At 34.5% G+C, this 15682-nt stretch carries 18 protein-coding genes and 1 pseudogene; 8 read left to right on the forward strand and 11 right to left on the reverse strand.

Going from position 1 to position 15682, the window contains the following annotated elements:
* The first annotated feature begins 277 nt into the window (after positions 1-277).
* Together QUS22_RS02565 and QUS22_RS05650 are read left to right on the forward strand one after the other, a co-directional pair.
* The gene (locus QUS22_RS02565; RefSeq protein WP_289513430.1) at positions 278-2086 is read left to right on the forward strand and encodes a peptidylprolyl isomerase; all 1809 of its coding nucleotides are present in this window, start codon (positions 278-280) and stop codon (positions 2084-2086) included.
* 61 nt (positions 2087-2147) lie between these two features.
* Positions 2148-2923 (forward strand): annotated as a pseudogene (locus QUS22_RS05650) (WD_0702 family putative metalloprotease).
* Between the two features lie 780 nt (positions 2924-3703).
* On the opposite strand, the gene QUS22_RS02575 reads toward QUS22_RS05650, so the two are convergent.
* The 7 genes from QUS22_RS02575 to QUS22_RS02605 all read right to left on the reverse strand — a co-directional run bounded on the left by QUS22_RS02575 (position 3704) and on the right by QUS22_RS02605 (position 10429).
* Positions 3704-5287, reverse strand: a complete 1584-nt coding sequence (locus QUS22_RS02575) for a penicillin-binding transpeptidase domain-containing protein (RefSeq protein WP_289513432.1) — start codon at positions 5285-5287, stop codon at positions 3704-3706.
* Complete coding sequence (locus tag QUS22_RS02580; protein WP_289513433.1) at positions 5242-6093, reverse strand: polysaccharide deacetylase family protein; 852 nt, start codon at positions 6091-6093, stop codon at positions 5242-5244. Before QUS22_RS02580 ends, QUS22_RS02575 begins: the two co-directional genes overlap by 46 nt.
* Before the next feature lie 38 nt (positions 6094-6131).
* Positions 6132-7028 (reverse strand): bifunctional methylenetetrahydrofolate dehydrogenase/methenyltetrahydrofolate cyclohydrolase FolD, encoded by an 897-nt coding sequence (gene folD / locus QUS22_RS02585; protein WP_289513434.1) that lies wholly within the window; start codon positions 7026-7028, stop codon positions 6132-6134.
* 3 nt (positions 7029-7031) lie between these two features.
* Complete coding sequence (locus QUS22_RS02590; RefSeq protein WP_289513435.1) at positions 7032-7595, reverse strand: UbiX family flavin prenyltransferase; 564 nt, start codon at positions 7593-7595, stop codon at positions 7032-7034.
* Positions 7596-7853 (reverse strand): DUF2312 domain-containing protein, encoded by a 258-nt coding sequence (locus QUS22_RS02595; protein ID WP_289513436.1) that lies wholly within the window; start codon positions 7851-7853, stop codon positions 7596-7598.
* 9 nt (positions 7854-7862) lie between these two features.
* Positions 7863-9149 (reverse strand): HlyC/CorC family transporter, encoded by a 1287-nt coding sequence (locus tag QUS22_RS02600; RefSeq protein ID WP_289513437.1) that lies wholly within the window; start codon positions 9147-9149, stop codon positions 7863-7865.
* Positions 9150-9259: 110 nt separating this feature from the next.
* Entirely contained in the window at positions 9260-10429 is a 1170-nt protein-coding gene (locus QUS22_RS02605) for an aspartate aminotransferase family protein (protein WP_353477725.1), read from the reverse strand.
* Positions 10430-10711: 282 nt separating this feature from the next.
* Between QUS22_RS02605 and QUS22_RS02610 the strand changes: the two genes are divergently transcribed.
* From QUS22_RS02610 to QUS22_RS02635, 6 genes are all read left to right on the forward strand, one after another.
* Positions 10712-11257: a hypothetical protein gene (locus tag QUS22_RS02610; RefSeq protein ID WP_289513439.1), complete on the forward strand. Its 546-nt coding sequence runs from the start codon at positions 10712-10714 to the stop codon at positions 11255-11257.
* Positions 11258-11464: 207 nt separating this feature from the next.
* A complete protein-coding gene (locus QUS22_RS02615) occupies positions 11465-11746 on the forward strand; it encodes a collagen-like triple helix repeat-containing protein (protein ID WP_289513440.1) in 282 nt (93 codons plus the stop codon).
* Positions 11747-11905: 159 nt separating this feature from the next.
* On the forward strand, positions 11906-12040 hold the full coding sequence (locus QUS22_RS02620) for a hypothetical protein (protein ID WP_289513441.1): 135 nt from the start codon (positions 11906-11908) through the stop codon (positions 12038-12040).
* Between the two features lie 96 nt (positions 12041-12136).
* Positions 12137-12559 (forward strand): hypothetical protein, encoded by a 423-nt coding sequence (locus QUS22_RS02625; RefSeq protein ID WP_289513442.1) that lies wholly within the window; start codon positions 12137-12139, stop codon positions 12557-12559.
* 532 nt (positions 12560-13091) lie between these two features.
* Entirely contained in the window at positions 13092-13334 is a 243-nt protein-coding gene (locus QUS22_RS02630) for a hypothetical protein (RefSeq protein ID WP_289513443.1), read from the forward strand.
* Positions 13335-13683: 349 nt separating this feature from the next.
* Entirely contained in the window at positions 13684-13998 is a 315-nt protein-coding gene (locus QUS22_RS02635; protein WP_289513444.1) for a hypothetical protein, read from the forward strand.
* Positions 13999-14616: 618 nt separating this feature from the next.
* Here QUS22_RS02635 and QUS22_RS02640 read toward each other — a convergent pair.
* Genes QUS22_RS02640 through QUS22_RS02655 form a run of 4 tightly spaced genes read right to left on the reverse strand, consistent with a single transcriptional unit; the run spans position 14617 to position 15606 of the window.
* Positions 14617-14835, reverse strand: a complete 219-nt coding sequence (locus QUS22_RS02640) for an alpha/beta hydrolase family protein (protein WP_353477726.1) — start codon at positions 14833-14835, stop codon at positions 14617-14619.
* Complete coding sequence (locus QUS22_RS02645; protein ID WP_353477727.1) at positions 14828-15052, reverse strand: lipase family protein; 225 nt, start codon at positions 15050-15052, stop codon at positions 14828-14830. Before QUS22_RS02645 ends, QUS22_RS02640 begins: the two co-directional genes overlap by 8 nt.
* 9 nt (positions 15053-15061) lie before the next feature.
* Positions 15062-15451: a hypothetical protein gene (locus QUS22_RS02650; protein WP_289513445.1), complete on the reverse strand. Its 390-nt coding sequence runs from the start codon at positions 15449-15451 to the stop codon at positions 15062-15064.
* Positions 15452-15480: 29 nt separating this feature from the next.
* Positions 15481-15606: a hypothetical protein gene (locus tag QUS22_RS02655; RefSeq protein ID WP_289513446.1), complete on the reverse strand. Its 126-nt coding sequence runs from the start codon at positions 15604-15606 to the stop codon at positions 15481-15483.
* Positions 15607-15682 lie beyond the last annotated feature (76 nt).

Below are 15682 nucleotides of genomic sequence, written 5' to 3' on the forward strand. Positions count from 1 at the left end.
ATTAAAATTAAAAAAGCATTAATTTTGTCACCAAACAACTCTTCTGTTTTTAACCTTCCAAGCTAGTTGAGCATCCAGACTTAGTTTCGAGTGACTAAAAAAATATTTTCCCTTTTCAAGCATAATAACTTCATTAAGTGTATATTCCTACTTAAGAAGGAGTTAAATTATAAACTTATATATTAAGATATTTTATATGGCAGCTAATTAATCAACAGGTTTACAAGAGCTAAATTATCATTATTCTGTAATTAACAGCTAATTAACTTTTTTGTTTATGGGTGCTAAAAATTTTTTCACTAAAGTGACCGTTGTCATTTTAGCTTGTTTATTAATCTTTATGGGAGTTGGTAACCTTCTATCAGATAATAACAAAACAGAAGAAGTAGCCAGAGTTGGAAAGGAAGTTATAACACTCGATGAATATAGATCGTTATACCAAAATTATGGAAAGCAGGTTTCTGGATCTGATGTTAGTGAAGGACAGGTGAAAGGATTGAAGTATGATTTACTTAATTCACTTATAGAGCAAAAACTATTGTTTAACCTAATTAGTGATCTGGGATTGGTAGTTGGGGAAGAGTCTATAAAAGACCACATTAAAAATACTAAGTACTTTCAAAACGATAAAGGAGAATTTGACAAAGAGAAATTTTATGAGACGTTAAATAGTCTGTATATGACAGAAGAAGAATATATAGCAAAGCTAGAGAAAATCCTGCCTGCAATGATGTTTATAACTTCATTATTCAAGGATAATTATCCAGTGACTTTTGGCGAGAAAATTGATGAGCAAATATATAAAAATCGTCACCAAACCAGAGTAGTTGATATTGTGAAAATAACCCAAGATGCAGTTACAAATATCCCTGAACCAGATGATCAAACCTTATTTGACTTGTATGAAAAAAATCAATCTCATTTTTATTATCCTGAATATCGAACTGCACAGTATATTTCCTTAAGCCAAAAATATTTTGAAGATCAAATTCAGGTCTCAAGTGAAGAGGTTGACAATATAATAGAACAACAGGAACTCAAAGAACAAAGAGATATATTTAATCTAATATTTCATACTAAAGAAGAGGCTGAAACAGCAAGAAAAGCGTTTGAAGAGGGCAAAATAAGCTTTGAACAGATGATAGAAAAATTTGGTAAAACAAAACTTGAGGAAATCAGAATAAATAATATAACCAAGGATTTTCTACCAGAGAACATGAGAGAAAAGGTATTTGCTCTCGAAGCAGGTGAAGTAAGCGAAGTTTTAGTAAGCAGTTTTGGTTGGCATATAATAAAAGTGGAAAATTTACATCAAATCTCTGATGAAAACCTAGCTAATTTAAAAAAGGATATAAAATCAGTTTTAACCAACCAAAAGTCCTTTGAGAAAGTCAACGATTTCATAAATCAAGTCAATTATAAGATATACAATGGTGCAACAATCGAAGGAATATCCAGTGAATACAATTTGCCTATACAAACTGTTGGTCCAGTAGATGCTAATGGGAAAGATCAAAGCGGTAATAGTGTGGAAAACTCTAATGATTTGATTTCCTTCATCTTTTCGCGAGAAAAAGATCAGAAAGGTTATTTTAAGGGCATTGGGAATGCCGTTGTTAGTGTAAAGATTGTTGATATTATTCCACCTAAGCTACAAAGTTTTGAGGAAAGCAAAGCATCAGTGGTAGATTTTTGGCGTAATGGGTTTAAAAAAGAGCAAATGCTTAAAATTGGAAAAGAAGTTGCAGCTCAACTAAAAGAAAAAGTAGATTTTGAGAAAACTCAAGGTGTGGAACTAATTAAAGGTCAGCAGATACGCCGCGATGAAGCTGCCCAACAAAATTACCCTTTTTCTTTTATAGAAGAGATTTTTAATATGAAAACGACTGATGCAGTGACAGATCTTATTCAAGATAATAATGAAATTATAATAGGCATTTTAAAAGAAATGTATCCATCAAGTGGCAAATTAAATACATTTGATACTGGAAAACGCGTGATGATATCGCTAAAAGAGCAATTAATTAGCTATCTAGAGTCAAAGTATAAGGTCGAAGTTAATCACGCTATTCTTGATGATATATAGCTAGAAGCCTTAATTAGCTATATTTACATGAGATTTTCTAAAAATACTTTATAGCAGGTCAATTTTTGAGTATAAAAAAACTCTTTTAAGTAGTAGGGTATGCTCACCAAGAATTTTAATAAAACAGGCGACTCAGGTAGGAAATAGTGAAAATGTAACGCGATATATCGGATATCTTTATCAATTTGAAAAGTTTAGGAGCACGTTAAACCTTACTTTATCACTAATAAAACAAAATAGGCTCTTGTTTGAAGTATATCAAGAGGGGTTAGCGGATACAGAAGCAGGAGTATGTAAGACAATTCAATTTTCCGTGTAAATAGGTATGTTATCGTGCTAAAAAAGGTCAAATCCGTACATTATAGCACATGAACTTTCACATATGGTTGAAAATGAACTTGGCTTGAGCCTAGAGCAGTAGTTTTCCCATAAAGTTTATCAGGACATTGAGTGGAACCTGAAGCAAGCAAATATTCTTGTACAGAAAATTATCAGTCAAGTTATATTTAAGGAGATACAAGCTTACCAAACTGCAAAATCACGTGCATCCGAATTATTTGCACGCTACTTTGAGCTATTTGCTTGGGCACAAGAGGTTTACCCTAAAGACAAAGAATACTTAATTCGCACTCAAGATTAAACAAAGTATTTCTTGCTACTGACCAATGGAAAAAGAGCCGCCTGGAGCCAAAAATAATGGATAGAATAGATAAGGAAATAAAGGAATATAGCAATAAAACTGTTTTTAAAGATGTAAACAAAGTACAAAGCAGTTGGACTAATAAATTTTCTCCTGGAGGCAAAAAAATTGGCTCTATATCTGGAGATGATGATTAGTGGTTGTTCTATAGTATAGTTAAATTTAATTTAATGCAAAAAAACTTCTGGATTCAAGTAGTCAAGCTACTTATATGACAACCTACAGTGCTGCCTACTCACACCATCTTTTTTGTCATTTCAGTGTGTGACACACAACTGTACGAACATTGTGATTTGAAAACAATCTTCACCAAGAGGGTGTCATCCAAGTAGCGTGGCACTGGTTAACTATGAAATTTAAGAAATTTACCAAATAAAAAAAAGGCAAAGTAAGTCAAGGTTAATATCTATTTTTAGTATTGGCGTTTTTTAAGTCTTAAGCACTGCAATCTAGTTACTTTTAAACTGCAACTAACCTCAGCTTCAATGCTTATGAAATTTACCAAGCAGAAAAAAAAGACAAAAAAAACACGTTTTAGCTAGTTATTCTACTCTTTATTTTAAAATTTGACGTTGGGTGATGTCTTGAACGCTTTATAAGCACGTTTCAGCCTGTATAGATAAAAACCCAGATTTTATAAAGACATACGGTGCACACAGTGCAAAAAATTAAACAATAGTACGCCAAATACAAGTTTTCTTGTCGTTTTAATCTATTCAGATTGGGAAGTTAAATAATAGAGCTTCAATACCATTGAGAGGCGACTGGCAAGGTTTGTCAAGTAGTTTTTCGTTTCATTAAATGAAAGTTGTGGCTTATGCAAAAAGTCTACTTTCTTTTTTTACAAAAGGAGCTTTAGAACTCGTTTGTAAATCAGCAGACCTAGGCGGGCTTCTCCTTGCTAAAGCTACATAGAGTCACTTTTCAAGCATATACCGCAGTATCTCACTAGCCACGGCAACATCTTGGCGTCGAGCTTTGCCGCGCTCTATGAACACAGAGATTGCGTAACGCGGGTTATGGTAAGGACCATAAGCGATAAATAATTTATGACTTTCACCCTTAGAATTTATTTCCGGTGTACCGGTCTTGCCAGCAATTTGTATGCCGCTTGGAAAACTGAGCCCTTTTCTATAGGTTGATTCAATATTAATTCTGGAATTTACCACGTCAAACATAGCTTTTCGAACTATACTAAGATGCTCATAATCTACAACAATATCAGAAAAATCTTGTATTGTTTTACTCATTTCAATGTGGGGAATCACTTCTTTTCCTGTTGCAATCCTTGCTGCAAGAACCGCAAGCTGCAGTGGTGTTGTAAGCACATACCCTTGCCCTATAACCAAGTTGACAGTGTCACCTAAATACCATTCTGAATATAGCTTTTGTGTGCGCCAATCTCTATCAGGCAACAAACCTGGGGCTTCTTCCTTAAAAGTTCCAATTAGCGGCCCACTTCCAATACCAAATTTTTTGGCCATTTCTACTAGAGAGTCTACATCTATTTTTTTTCCTACATTATAAAAGTAAGTGTTACATGAGAAGGCCATTGCTTCATTTAAAGATACATATCCATGGACTTTGCTTTTCAAGCAACGAAATTTACGCTCACCTATTTTCATATAGCCCCTACACAAGAACTTTTCTTCTGGCTCGATTATTCCGTCCTTTAAACCTGCAAGCGCAACTATTACTTTAAATATCGAACCAGGTGGAATTTGATACGATAATGCGCGATTCACAAGCGGTAATGAAGGAGCATTTAAACTCTCCCAAGTCTCATTTGATAAACTGCTAGTAAAAAGATTATTATCGTAAGAAGGTGAATTATATAACGCTAAAATTTCTCCATTATTTACATCAACTATCGTTACGGAGCCTGTGTGGTTTTTAAATACCTCTGCAACTTTCTCTTGCAGATTAATATCAATTGTCAACCGCATATCTTGCCCGTCTTGCTGCGGTATGTTCAACAATTCTCTCATAACATGCTTCTTAGAATTTACTTCCTGCTCAGATTTTCCTGGCTCACCTTTTAATATATGATCGTATGTATACTCAATGCCACTTACTCCTGCCTCGCTTATACCTTGCTGTTTCTTTGTATATCCGAGTATATGAGAACACATTGAACCAAATGGGTAGTAACGTCTATAAAGAGCGGTTATTTTTGTTTTTAACGATTTTGCTATCTTAGATTCAATTTCTGACAATGTTCGCAAATTAACTTCCTTACCAGGAGTTTTCTGCCCATCAAATAAAACAACATACGAAATTTTGTTTACCGCAAGCTCAACGCCATTCCTATCTAAAATTCTGCCCCGCTTAGGTATAATAATGGCGACTCGTATCCTATTACTATTAGATAGCGCTTCGTACTTTTGTCTGTCTCGTATTTGTAAATTATATAACCTATAACTAAAAATAGCGGAAATAGTGAGCTGAATACCACCTAATATAAATGCTCTGCGGTTAAAGACTTTGTTCTTTGTCCACATAGAATTCCTTTAAAATGTACTTCTCCCTCCTCTTCTATCGGTATACCTTTGGCTTTTACTATATTACAAACCCTTCCTTCCCACTCACTTAAGGTAACAAACTCGTAACCTAATTTTCTTAGTATTTTAATAATCTGAGGCAAAGCCTCAACTGTACCTGACTTATTGTTGTGATCATGGAACAATATAATTGCTCCATTATGGATGTTACTTACAACTCTTTCAATCAAGATCTCTGGTTTATCACCCTGCCAATCTAGAGAATCAACTGTCCATAATATTGAATACATATTCAATCGATTAGTATTTTCGATCAAATTATCATCATAACATCCATACGGTGGACGAAACCATTTTACATCCTGTTCTGCTGCATTTTTAATTGCCATATTTGTCTTTTCCAGCTCTTGCAATTGTTCTTCACTTGCAAGTAACGTCAATTTTCTATGCGAACAAGAGTGATTGCCTAATTCATGACCCGCATTATAGATTTTCTTCACTATCTCAGACGTTTTTTTATTTATACGTTCACCAAGAAGAAAAAATGTTGCTTTTGCTTTATAGTTTTCCAGAACACTAATAATGTCGCCTGCTCTATTGTCAGATGGCCCATCATCAAATGTAAGTGCAACAAATTTATCACCATTATTCAACAATTTTTTTATATTACTTAAATTTTTATATGACAGATCTAGGTTACAACTGAGCCCGCAGTATGGTAAATTAAAATTACAATCACTACAGAAAATTGTGCTTGAGTACAGAAAAAGAAAAATTGTCATCAACCATCCTTTCAACCCTGTCATTTTAATAACTTTCATCCTACCTAACCACATTACTGCAACTATAGGCCTGAGCTCACGAAATCATAAGCATCAACTTTCCCCTGTAAGCAAGCAGCAATAACAGTATTTATCATCAAAAATGCAATAGTCATTGGGCCAACGCCTCCCGGTACTGGCGTAATAGCTTTGACTTTTTCTTTTACTCCATCAAAGTCAACATCACCCACAAGCTTTGGTTTCCCTCCTATATTTACACTATTTATGCCAACGTCAATCACTATTGCACCTTCCTTTATCCAGTTTTTTTGAACAAAATTTGGCTTTCCAACTGCTGCAACTACTATATCCGCTTTAGAGCAATATTCAGCTAAATCTTTACTTTGCGAATGCAAGATGGTAACAGTGCAGTTTTCTTGCAACAATAGGTGAAACATTGGCTTACCGACGATGTTTGACCTGCCGATTACAACTGCATTTTTACCTGAAAGATTACTTTCAACCAACTTAATCAAATCCAAAGAACCTTTAGGAGTACAAGGTATAAGGCAATTCCTTTCACCTTTAACTAATCTGCCAACGTTTTCATCATGAAAGCCATCTACGTCTTTTTCAACACTTACTGTGTTAATTACCCTACTTGCACTGATGTGATTTGGTAAAGGCAATTGCACTAAAATGCCATGCACAAATCGTTCTTTATTTAATTCACTAATTTTTTCAATTAATTCGTCTTCTGAAAGATTATCAGAAAAAACAACAGTCTCGGAATTTATGCCTACCGATTCTGCTTTTTTTTGTTTATTGCGAACATAGACTTGACTTGCTGGATTGCTGCCCACAAGAATTACTTTAAGGCAAGGAAAAATGTTGTGCTCTACCTTTAAAATATTAATCTTCTGTGATAACTTCTTGCACAGGTCATTTGCTATTTTTTTACCGTCAATGATAATTGCCACTTGCTATGCTCCTTGCCATTCTTTGAAATCAGGTAATTTGATATCAAACAAATCCAATACTTTGCCAATAGAATGATTTATAATATCATCCAACGATTTTGGTTTAATATAGAAAGCAGGCAACGGTGGAGCAATAATTGTTCCCATCTCTGTTAGTTTTAACATATTTTGTAGATGCCCAAGATGCAATGGTGACTCTCGCACCATAAGAACTAATTTTCTTCTTTCTTTTAGCGTTACATCTGCAGCTCTTGCTAACAGATTGGAAGTAACACCTGATGAGATTTCAGACATTGTCTTCATAGAACATGGAGCGATAATCATCCCTAAAGTTTTAAATGAGCCACTTGCTATCCTTTCTCCTATTTTTTCCTCAGAATAGTAAAAATCTGCAAGTGATATAATACCTTCAAGTCTTTCTGTAACTTCATGAGCTAGGGTTATTTTTCCAGCACGGCTTATCACTAAATGAGTTTCGTAATCAGCACCTTTTAACACTTCTAAAATACGCACACCGTAAATAGAACCAGACGCTCCACTTATTCCAACTACAATTCTGCTATTCACTTAGTCTTCTTCGTCACTCATTCCCAACACACGTTTATAGTTATCAAGCAACATTTCTTGTTCTTCTCTGTCATCATCATCCATCTTCCTTAGCCTGATAATTTGTTTCATCACTTTTGTATCCCAACCTTCATCTGCAGCTTTTGCATACACATCACGAATATGATCCTGCACATCCTTCTTTTCTTGTTCAAGTTCTTCAATCCTCTCTATGTAGCTCTTTAACTCCTCAGCCGTTATTTTTACTGTATCTTCCATAAAACCCAACTAATTAATTGCTGCCATAGTATTATCAATTTTTACTTGTACTTCAATAACAGTAATAACATTTTTATCTTTTTTTAAAATCTTGAAGTGAAAACCATACATGGAAAATTCTTCGCCTTCGTCAGGAATGCGCTCTATCTCATTTACCACCATACCTGCCAGAGTTGTAGCCTCTTCATCAGGAAGATCCCAGTGTAACTGTCTGTTAATGTCCCTAATAGTGGATTTGCCTTCTATGCGATACACATTATCAGATATTTTTTTTATAAAATTCTCCGTGATCAAATCATGCTCATCGGAAATTTCTCCAACTATTTCCTCCAGTATATCCTCAAGTGTTACAATCCCCTGTAATGTTCCATATTCATCAACAACAAACGCAAGGTGTTTCCTGTTTCGACGGAAGTTATGTAGTTGCACGCTGAGCGGCGTACTTTCTGGTATAAACCAAGGCTTTGACATAACTTGGGCAATGTCAACTTCTTCTATTCTATTATCCTTTTCACGCAGGGCATTTATTAGATTTTTTACGTGAATTACTCCAATAATGTTATCTGGTTCTTTCTGCCATAAAGGTACTCTACTGTGACTGCTGGTTAAAATTCCTCTTATCAATTCTTCTTTATTTCGATCTATATCAAGAGAAAATAGGTTTCTCCTATGGGTCATAATTTCTGATATTTCTGTCTCAGCTAAATCAAGTATGCTGCTTAGCATATCCAAATCCTGTTGTAACATGGTTCCTTCACTGCGATGAAGAGTAATCATATTACGCATCGCATCTGCTGCAGATATTACTTCCCTATTCTTATGAAGTCCACATAACTTTAGAATAAGATTAACAATAAACTGAATGCCTAACGTCAATGGAGAAAAAATCTTGACAAAAAACAGTACAAAATAAGCAGAAAATGATGTAAATTTTTCAGGGTTTTGCATGGCATAAGTTTTTGGTAACACCTCGCAAAACAGCAAAATACAAAATGTCATTATAATTGTTGAGAGAAAGATACCTTCACTTCCAAAGAAATTTATAAATATTGCTGTAAATAAAGCGGAGCAAGTAATGTTAATAATCGTGTTGCTAAGCAACATTGTCCCTATTGTTAATTCTTTTTTATTTAATAAGTGATCTATTACCTTGGCTCTTTTGTTACCGTCTAGCTTTAGCTTATTAACTTGAGAGCGGCTAATTGAGGTTAAACCTATTTCTGCCCCTGAAAATAAAAACGATAAAACCAATAAAACAAAAATTATTGACAATATTGAAATCAATAACCAATCCATTAAAGTATGATGTTATTGTAATAAAAAACAGAGCTAATTTTATATGTCACAAGAAGCATTTTTGAAGTTTCATATGGCCAGGTTTTATACGTCTAAAATATTTATACATCTTAAATCTTAAGAAATAATTTATAGAGTATATCACACGCTATACTCACATGTTTATCCTCAACAATAAGTGGAGGGGTTATTCTTATAACTACATTATTTAAAACTCTAGTCATTATTAACCCTTTGTCAAGAGATTGGCCAACAATTTTATCAGCAAAAGGTACCTTAAGCTCTATTCCTATTAATAAACCCTCTCCACGAATTTCTGAGATTATCTCCGGAAATTCTTCAGCTAAAGGCAGCAGTTTTTCTTTTAGACATTTACTAACCCTTCTAACATGACCAAAAAAGCCTTCTTCGAGCATTACATCAAGTACTGCATTACCAACAGTCATAGCAAGTGGATTACCACCATAAGTTGATCCATGAGTTCCTGGAGTAATCGCTTCTGCTATATAATCTCTTACTAAACATGCAGCTAGGGGAAATCCGTTGCCGATAGCCTTCGCGCAAGTTAACATGTCAGGTTCGATTCCTATATTTTGATAATGAAATAAAGAACCAATACGTCCATATCCACATTGCACTTCATCAAAGCATAAGATCATTCCTTGAGCTTTTGTTATTTCTCTTACTTTTTGAAGGTATTTTACATCTAGTGTATAAACTCCTCCCTCACTTTGTATGGGCTCTAAAAACACAGCGGCTGTTTCATCACTGATTTTTTCCTCTAGTGCTTTGATATCATTTCTTGGCACTTTATCAAAGCCAGGAAGGAGTGGAGCAAAACCTTCGCGCGATTTCTCGTTTCCTCCAGCGGAAATTGCAGCAATACTGCGGCCATGAAACCCTCCTTCAATTGTAATGATGCGATTACGCCTTCCTTGGCCTTGCGAATAAAAATAACGGCGAATAAATTTAATCGCAGCTTCTGTTGCTTCAAGCCCGCTTGAGCAGAAAAAAACTTTATCTGCAAAAGTAAGTGCTGTTAAACGCTCAGCAAGCCTTTCTTGCTCAGGAATAGTAAAAATATTAGAGCAGTGCCACAATGAACCCAATTGCTCTTTCAGTTTACCTGTAACGTACGGATGACAGTGTCCTAAGGAAGCTGTAGAAATACCCGCAGCAAAATCTAAATATTTTTTACCATCTTTACCAAAAAGATATACCCCTTCCCCTCTGACTATAGAAGTTAAAAGTCTACTATATGCATTAACAATGTGGCTCATTTTAAGTGTTACAGTACTATCCATAATCTTGGAATTACTTATACATCATTATCAACAAATAATTAATGTTTGTAAATTAACTACATCTAAAAATATAGACTGCAAAGGGAGGTAAAATGCGCTTTGAACTAGAAAAGGAGGATGTCCCTGCAGGTGGTACCCGTAAAAACACAAATCGTTATGTAACAATTGCTAAAGTTAAGAGTAAATAGCGAAATAACACTTAGTTTACCTGCTATATCTTAAGTTGTCATTAATGATCTTAGAGGTGAGCATCTTATTGTGACTGACCATAGTTATGGAGTAGAGAAGGTACTAAATGATTTTTCTCAAAGGCTACGATTAAAACTTGAAAGAGTGGGAAATGATTACAAGTTAATTTTAATTACTAGCTCAGATGAACCTTACTATTATTACTATGGTAAAAGCTCTAATCGTACAATTGATAACAATATAGAAACTATCGGTTGTATACCTCAGAATTTCACATGTGGTCAAGACGTTCGTGTATATGATTATGATACATGTTCTATAGAATTTAAGCCACCTGAAAGTAGTAAAGTTTTAATAGATCCAAAAGATATAACCAGCAGTCAAAATATAAGTCTTATTCTAGAAAATCTTAAAACTTCACCTGATAATAGGCTTAAGATACGAGCTGGAGAGAACTTTTTTAAAGAATCGCGATTTGTACACAAAGCTTATAAGAGCGTTGAACTACATGATTATACTGTTAGTAAGGTTGGTATACTGAACAATGTTGTCCAGGTATTTGACAGGAGAGATGTTAATTTCAAACTATTCCCTTTTTATGAAACAGATTTATGAAACAGAGAGCTTGAAAGCGAAAGATAGCTATTTCACAACGAAAAGTTAGGTAATAATTACATCGGCTGCATATCAGATGAAAATAGCAAGTACAGAAACTTTTATGGGTTAAAGCCTGATTCTTTTGGGTATAAATATGATCATAATTCAGGTTTATATCCTTACTACTATAACTTAGAAAATTTTGATAGCTTTTTAGAGGTTGATGTGGCGGACCTTAGAGGATTTATAGAATTAGAAAGAGAAGTTAGATCTTTAGAACAAAGAATTGAAATGTTAAAAAGTAGCCCACCAGTGGTAGAAGTGCCTGGACTTCCTAGACCAAGAGGTTACCCAGGTCTTATAGATTCAGACGGTTTGCCTAGGCTAAAGGGAGATACCGGAGAACCGGGATTTGAAGGTATGCCAGGACTTCCTGGGCCAAAAGGTGCTCAGGAGATACGTGCCTCAAAAATGAACAAGGTTTGCAAAGTAGATAAAGGCGATTAAGGCCCAATAGGTCCTCAAGACGACAAAAGAAATATTAGTCCTAAAGGTGACAAAGGTGAAACTGGAGCACCAAAAACCCCTGGACAAAAAGGCAACCAAGGAGACACAGGTCTTAAAGTTGAACCAGGGCTAAAGGGAGAGGATGGAATAGACGCTACAGTGGCTAATCAATTTTTGCGTGAGATAAATAAAACAGAAATTGAAATCCAGGGTGATCAAAAAGCAGAAGAGGTAGCTAAAAATACTTCTGAAAATTTCAACAAAGAAGCTAAAGCGTTAAAGAAGAAGTTATAGGATTACACGCTGAAGTGGTGAATTTAACAAAAAAAGCTAAAACTTCAAGCAATTCTACCAGAAGATTTGCAGGGCGAGTATTACAATCAGCTAACAATGCTGACACTTTTCGTAAAGATACGAAAGAACTTTATAATAGAGAGAAAAATATATTGTGTGAAACAAACAACGCAAATCCGGTCTGTCTTGCATCTAGATAGAAGAAAGAAATTAAAAAATCGACCAGTGACAAGTGGAGCAAATAGGCCAACTTCATGGATAAATGTTTTTGCTAATACTATTGTAGGTGCTATTACAGGGGTTTTCCAGCCTGTATTTTCTTTCAAAACTGCAATAGGTTCCAACAACTCTCAACCTTCCAAAGCTATAACAACTCAAGGTATTGATATAAGTGGCACACTTTCGCTGTTAGATGTATTTATAAGAAAAATCACAGGTCAAAGTATATCTCCCAGTAGACCAGCCTGCATCTTCATTAGAAGCGCCAGGTTATGCGTTACGCATTACAAAAGAGTTTGAGGAAGTATGAAAATACGCAGAGGCTAAATCTAGCATGCTGTTCAAAAACTTAAGTTTTAACTTTGCATTAGTACGATCAGCTATAGTCCAACACATAAGCAAAGGGTCGGTATTCAAAAATACCAAGGATTTTGTACTCATCTGCAAAAGAAGCTTGTCCAAACTATAAACAAACTGATAAATTTCTGGCTGTTTTAAATATAGTATGGAAAGAACATTAGAAAGCAATAAATAGCAAAGATGTTTTGTTAATATTGAGAAAACAGCAATAAATAACGAACGGCCAAGGAGTTTTATGAGTGATGTAATTCCTCCAAGGAGCCTAAATGCCACTAATCAGAAGGTTATTGGCTATTCAAGATAACAAAAACTGTTAAAGTAAATTTGGGTATAAATAGTATGGGACAAATATACATTAAAAATAGATAATAAAGACCCGTTCTATAAGAAGCTGGTCAAACATCCTACTGCATATTACAGATTAGAGCATCGTAACAACAAGTAAACTATCCATTCACACAATAATGGTACGGTGGAAATAGAAAATACTAATGATCGAAGATTAAAGCGGAAAAATAATAACATAGTTTTATATGAAAAAGATAGTGAAGATAAAAAGGATCTTCTTATAGAACAAGAAGCCATTATGGGTAAAGGCAAAGATGATATTATATCTAAATTAAGTGGAGCATTAATTTCATGTGGAGGTATAGAAGGTAGTACAGATCTTTTTATATCAATTTATTACTTTATAAGGATGATGAAAGTGAGTTAAACGGAGCACTAAACTTCATTAATTTTTATGATGAAAATGATCCAGTATTACAAAAGATCAAAAAGAAAATAGGTGGACTTTATTTTACAACAGAAGACGATGATACAGATTGTTCTAGGACTGTCTATATATTAGACCAAAATGGAAATCGTCTTCAGCATATAATGACTATCAGTATCAATACAAACCAAATGTGGCAGAGTTAGAAACAATAGATTTAATTCAGTCTGAAAATGCAAAGCAGAACTTTACTTTATAGAAAGGAGAAAAGTTATCGGATAACATCTATGAAGGAAATATTGCCTTGAATGACAAGGTCATAGCTACTCTACCAAAAATAGGTTACTACATGCTCAATGATCAATTGGTCATGCGTAACCATGTTACGAAGGAGGAGGTAGTTATTCCCAGGAATTTCAATTTTTTAAAGGTTGTTAAATTTGGTAGTGATGACTATAAGCTGACTTTTTGTAACGTACCTGGTAATGAATTATTTGGACATAAAAAATATGATCCTCAGTATTTAAATGTTTCGGATGAATACAAATTCATCAGTACCCTAACCTCGGCAAGTTATTTAGTTATCGGCCATCGTTTTTTATTACAGAAGGATCTGCTGAACCAGGCTCCACAGATCATTATCAAGCTACCATATTCGAACTAACAAATAGCAAAAAAGGTAGGAAAGCGGCTACATTAATTGATGAATTTTGGCTGTTTCGATAGAAACAGCCAGTTCAAGCGTTGCGATTACTACGAAGGAAAGGGGTATCGCACTTATAACCCCTCTAAAATTAATAAAGAATATACGACAACAGATGCAAACAGTGAGTTCTACCTCACAGGACACGACAATGTAACTTTTCAAACCATTCCTCAAGAATTATTTTACCACTATTTAAATGTCAACGCCCCATATTGTTAACCGCCCAGTGCGCTCATTATAACAGATAAGACATTTTTACATGATTCAACTTTTATTTGCTCAATCTGAGAAGTATTTTCGTAACTATCTTCCACTTGTTTAGCCTGAAAGGAATTTTAATATTTACTTTTCACCTCTTCAAAAAAATTTGACTCACCGAAAATATAACTTCTTAAACTGGCAGCATAATATTGAGCGTTACCTAAAATTGCAGAGTTAATTCGATTTAATATCCTAACAGGATAGTAAAGAGAGATACATCATTATTTGACCGGAAATCATTTTCATCTGTCCTATAGATATCCTCGTAATAATCATCTATTTTATAAATAGCATATCCTTTCGGTACTGATATTCTTAGTTGTGCACCCACATGAGCATAACCAAATGAACTAGGTAACACTGCTGGCATTGGATCTTGTATGTGTTGAGTACCCTTATAGTTGTTTCCTGAAGAGCGTCATTATAAATTTTACTGGCAGTAAGGTCAAAAACTCTTGGGTCGCCAAAAGTTACAACATGAACATCTTTAGCACCCTCTGTTCTATTGAGGCATAAGGTAGCTATTTTAACAATAGCTCTCCACTATACTATGACCTGTAAGATTAATTTTAAAATCTTTAATTTCTAATCCTTGTTCTTCAGCATGAGATTCTAAAATGCCATAAAGATTAGACCATAAACTTGTAAATGAATTATAAAAACCACGATGAACTCTTCCACCTTCAGGTAAAAGTTCTGAGATAGTAAAAGACGCATTTAGATCAGTGATTACTTCATTTAAACTAAACAGGCAATATTTCTAACGAGTGCCGTGGTAAGCTATTGTTATTCGTTTACTTTTTATGAAGACATGACCAGCATTACCTTCAAAGCTACTACTGAATGGAATAATTTTATAACCTTTGCTGTCAAATTCAGCTCCAGTTTTATACATTTTTTCTAATTCAAAACTAATATCCTCAGCAGAAGGATTAATTTCTTTGTGCATTCTCCCACCGGCCTCAATAACTATAAAACCCTTCTCATTTAGTACTTCATTTTTACAAGTTAATACATTATACCTTTTTTCATCTAATTTATCATCATCGCCATAGCTTATCTTACAAAAATTACTCATTTTCAATAATTTTTCTTTATTAAACCCTGCAATTTTTACAATACTTTCATCTATCTGGCAAGAAGAAGGCAAAGAATGTATCTCACCTGGATGACGAGGATTTATAAACTCATAATTCTCAAGGATTTCAATTCATCGTCTTCTTCTATCCCCCCACATTCACTATTATCTACCAAGGAAGAACTTGATTGTTTAACGTCATCTAGCTTTGAACTCACATCACTCACACTGGCGCTTGCGATACCAAACCAATTGCGTAAGAAACTAAAAACCTTAAATACTTCAACCTATTACAAGCCGAAC

This window comes from Wolbachia pipientis, assembly GCF_030373985.1.
Lineage (GTDB): Bacteria > Pseudomonadota > Alphaproteobacteria > Rickettsiales > Anaplasmataceae > Wolbachia > Wolbachia pipientis_D.

What these genes read in the sequence shown, in the direction of transcription:
- QUS22_RS02625 (WP_289513442.1), top strand. Translation starts at nt 12,137, where the DNA reads ATGCTGACACTTTTCGTAAAGATACGAAAGAACTTTATAATAGAGAGA.
- QUS22_RS02565 (WP_289513430.1), top strand. Translation starts at nt 278, where the DNA reads ATGGGTGCTAAAAATTTTTTCACTAAAGTGACCGTTGTCATTTTAGCT.
- QUS22_RS02580 (WP_289513433.1), bottom strand. Translation starts at nt 6,093, where the DNA reads ATGACAGGGTTGAAAGGATGGTTGATGACAATTTTTCTTTTTCTGTAC.
- QUS22_RS02600 (WP_289513437.1), bottom strand. Translation starts at nt 9,149, where the DNA reads ATGGATTGGTTATTGATTTCAATATTGTCAATAATTTTTGTTTTATTG.
- QUS22_RS02605 (WP_353477725.1), bottom strand. Translation starts at nt 10,429, where the DNA reads ATGAGCCACATTGTTAATGCATATAGTAGACTTTTAACTTCTATAGTC.
- QUS22_RS02575 (WP_289513432.1), bottom strand. Translation starts at nt 5,287, where the DNA reads ATGTGGACAAAGAACAAAGTCTTTAACCGCAGAGCATTTATATTAGGT.
- QUS22_RS02635 (WP_289513444.1), top strand. Translation starts at nt 13,684, where the DNA reads ATGCTCAATGATCAATTGGTCATGCGTAACCATGTTACGAAGGAGGAG.
- QUS22_RS02595 (WP_289513436.1), bottom strand. Translation starts at nt 7,853, where the DNA reads ATGGAAGATACAGTAAAAATAACGGCTGAGGAGTTAAAGAGCTACATA.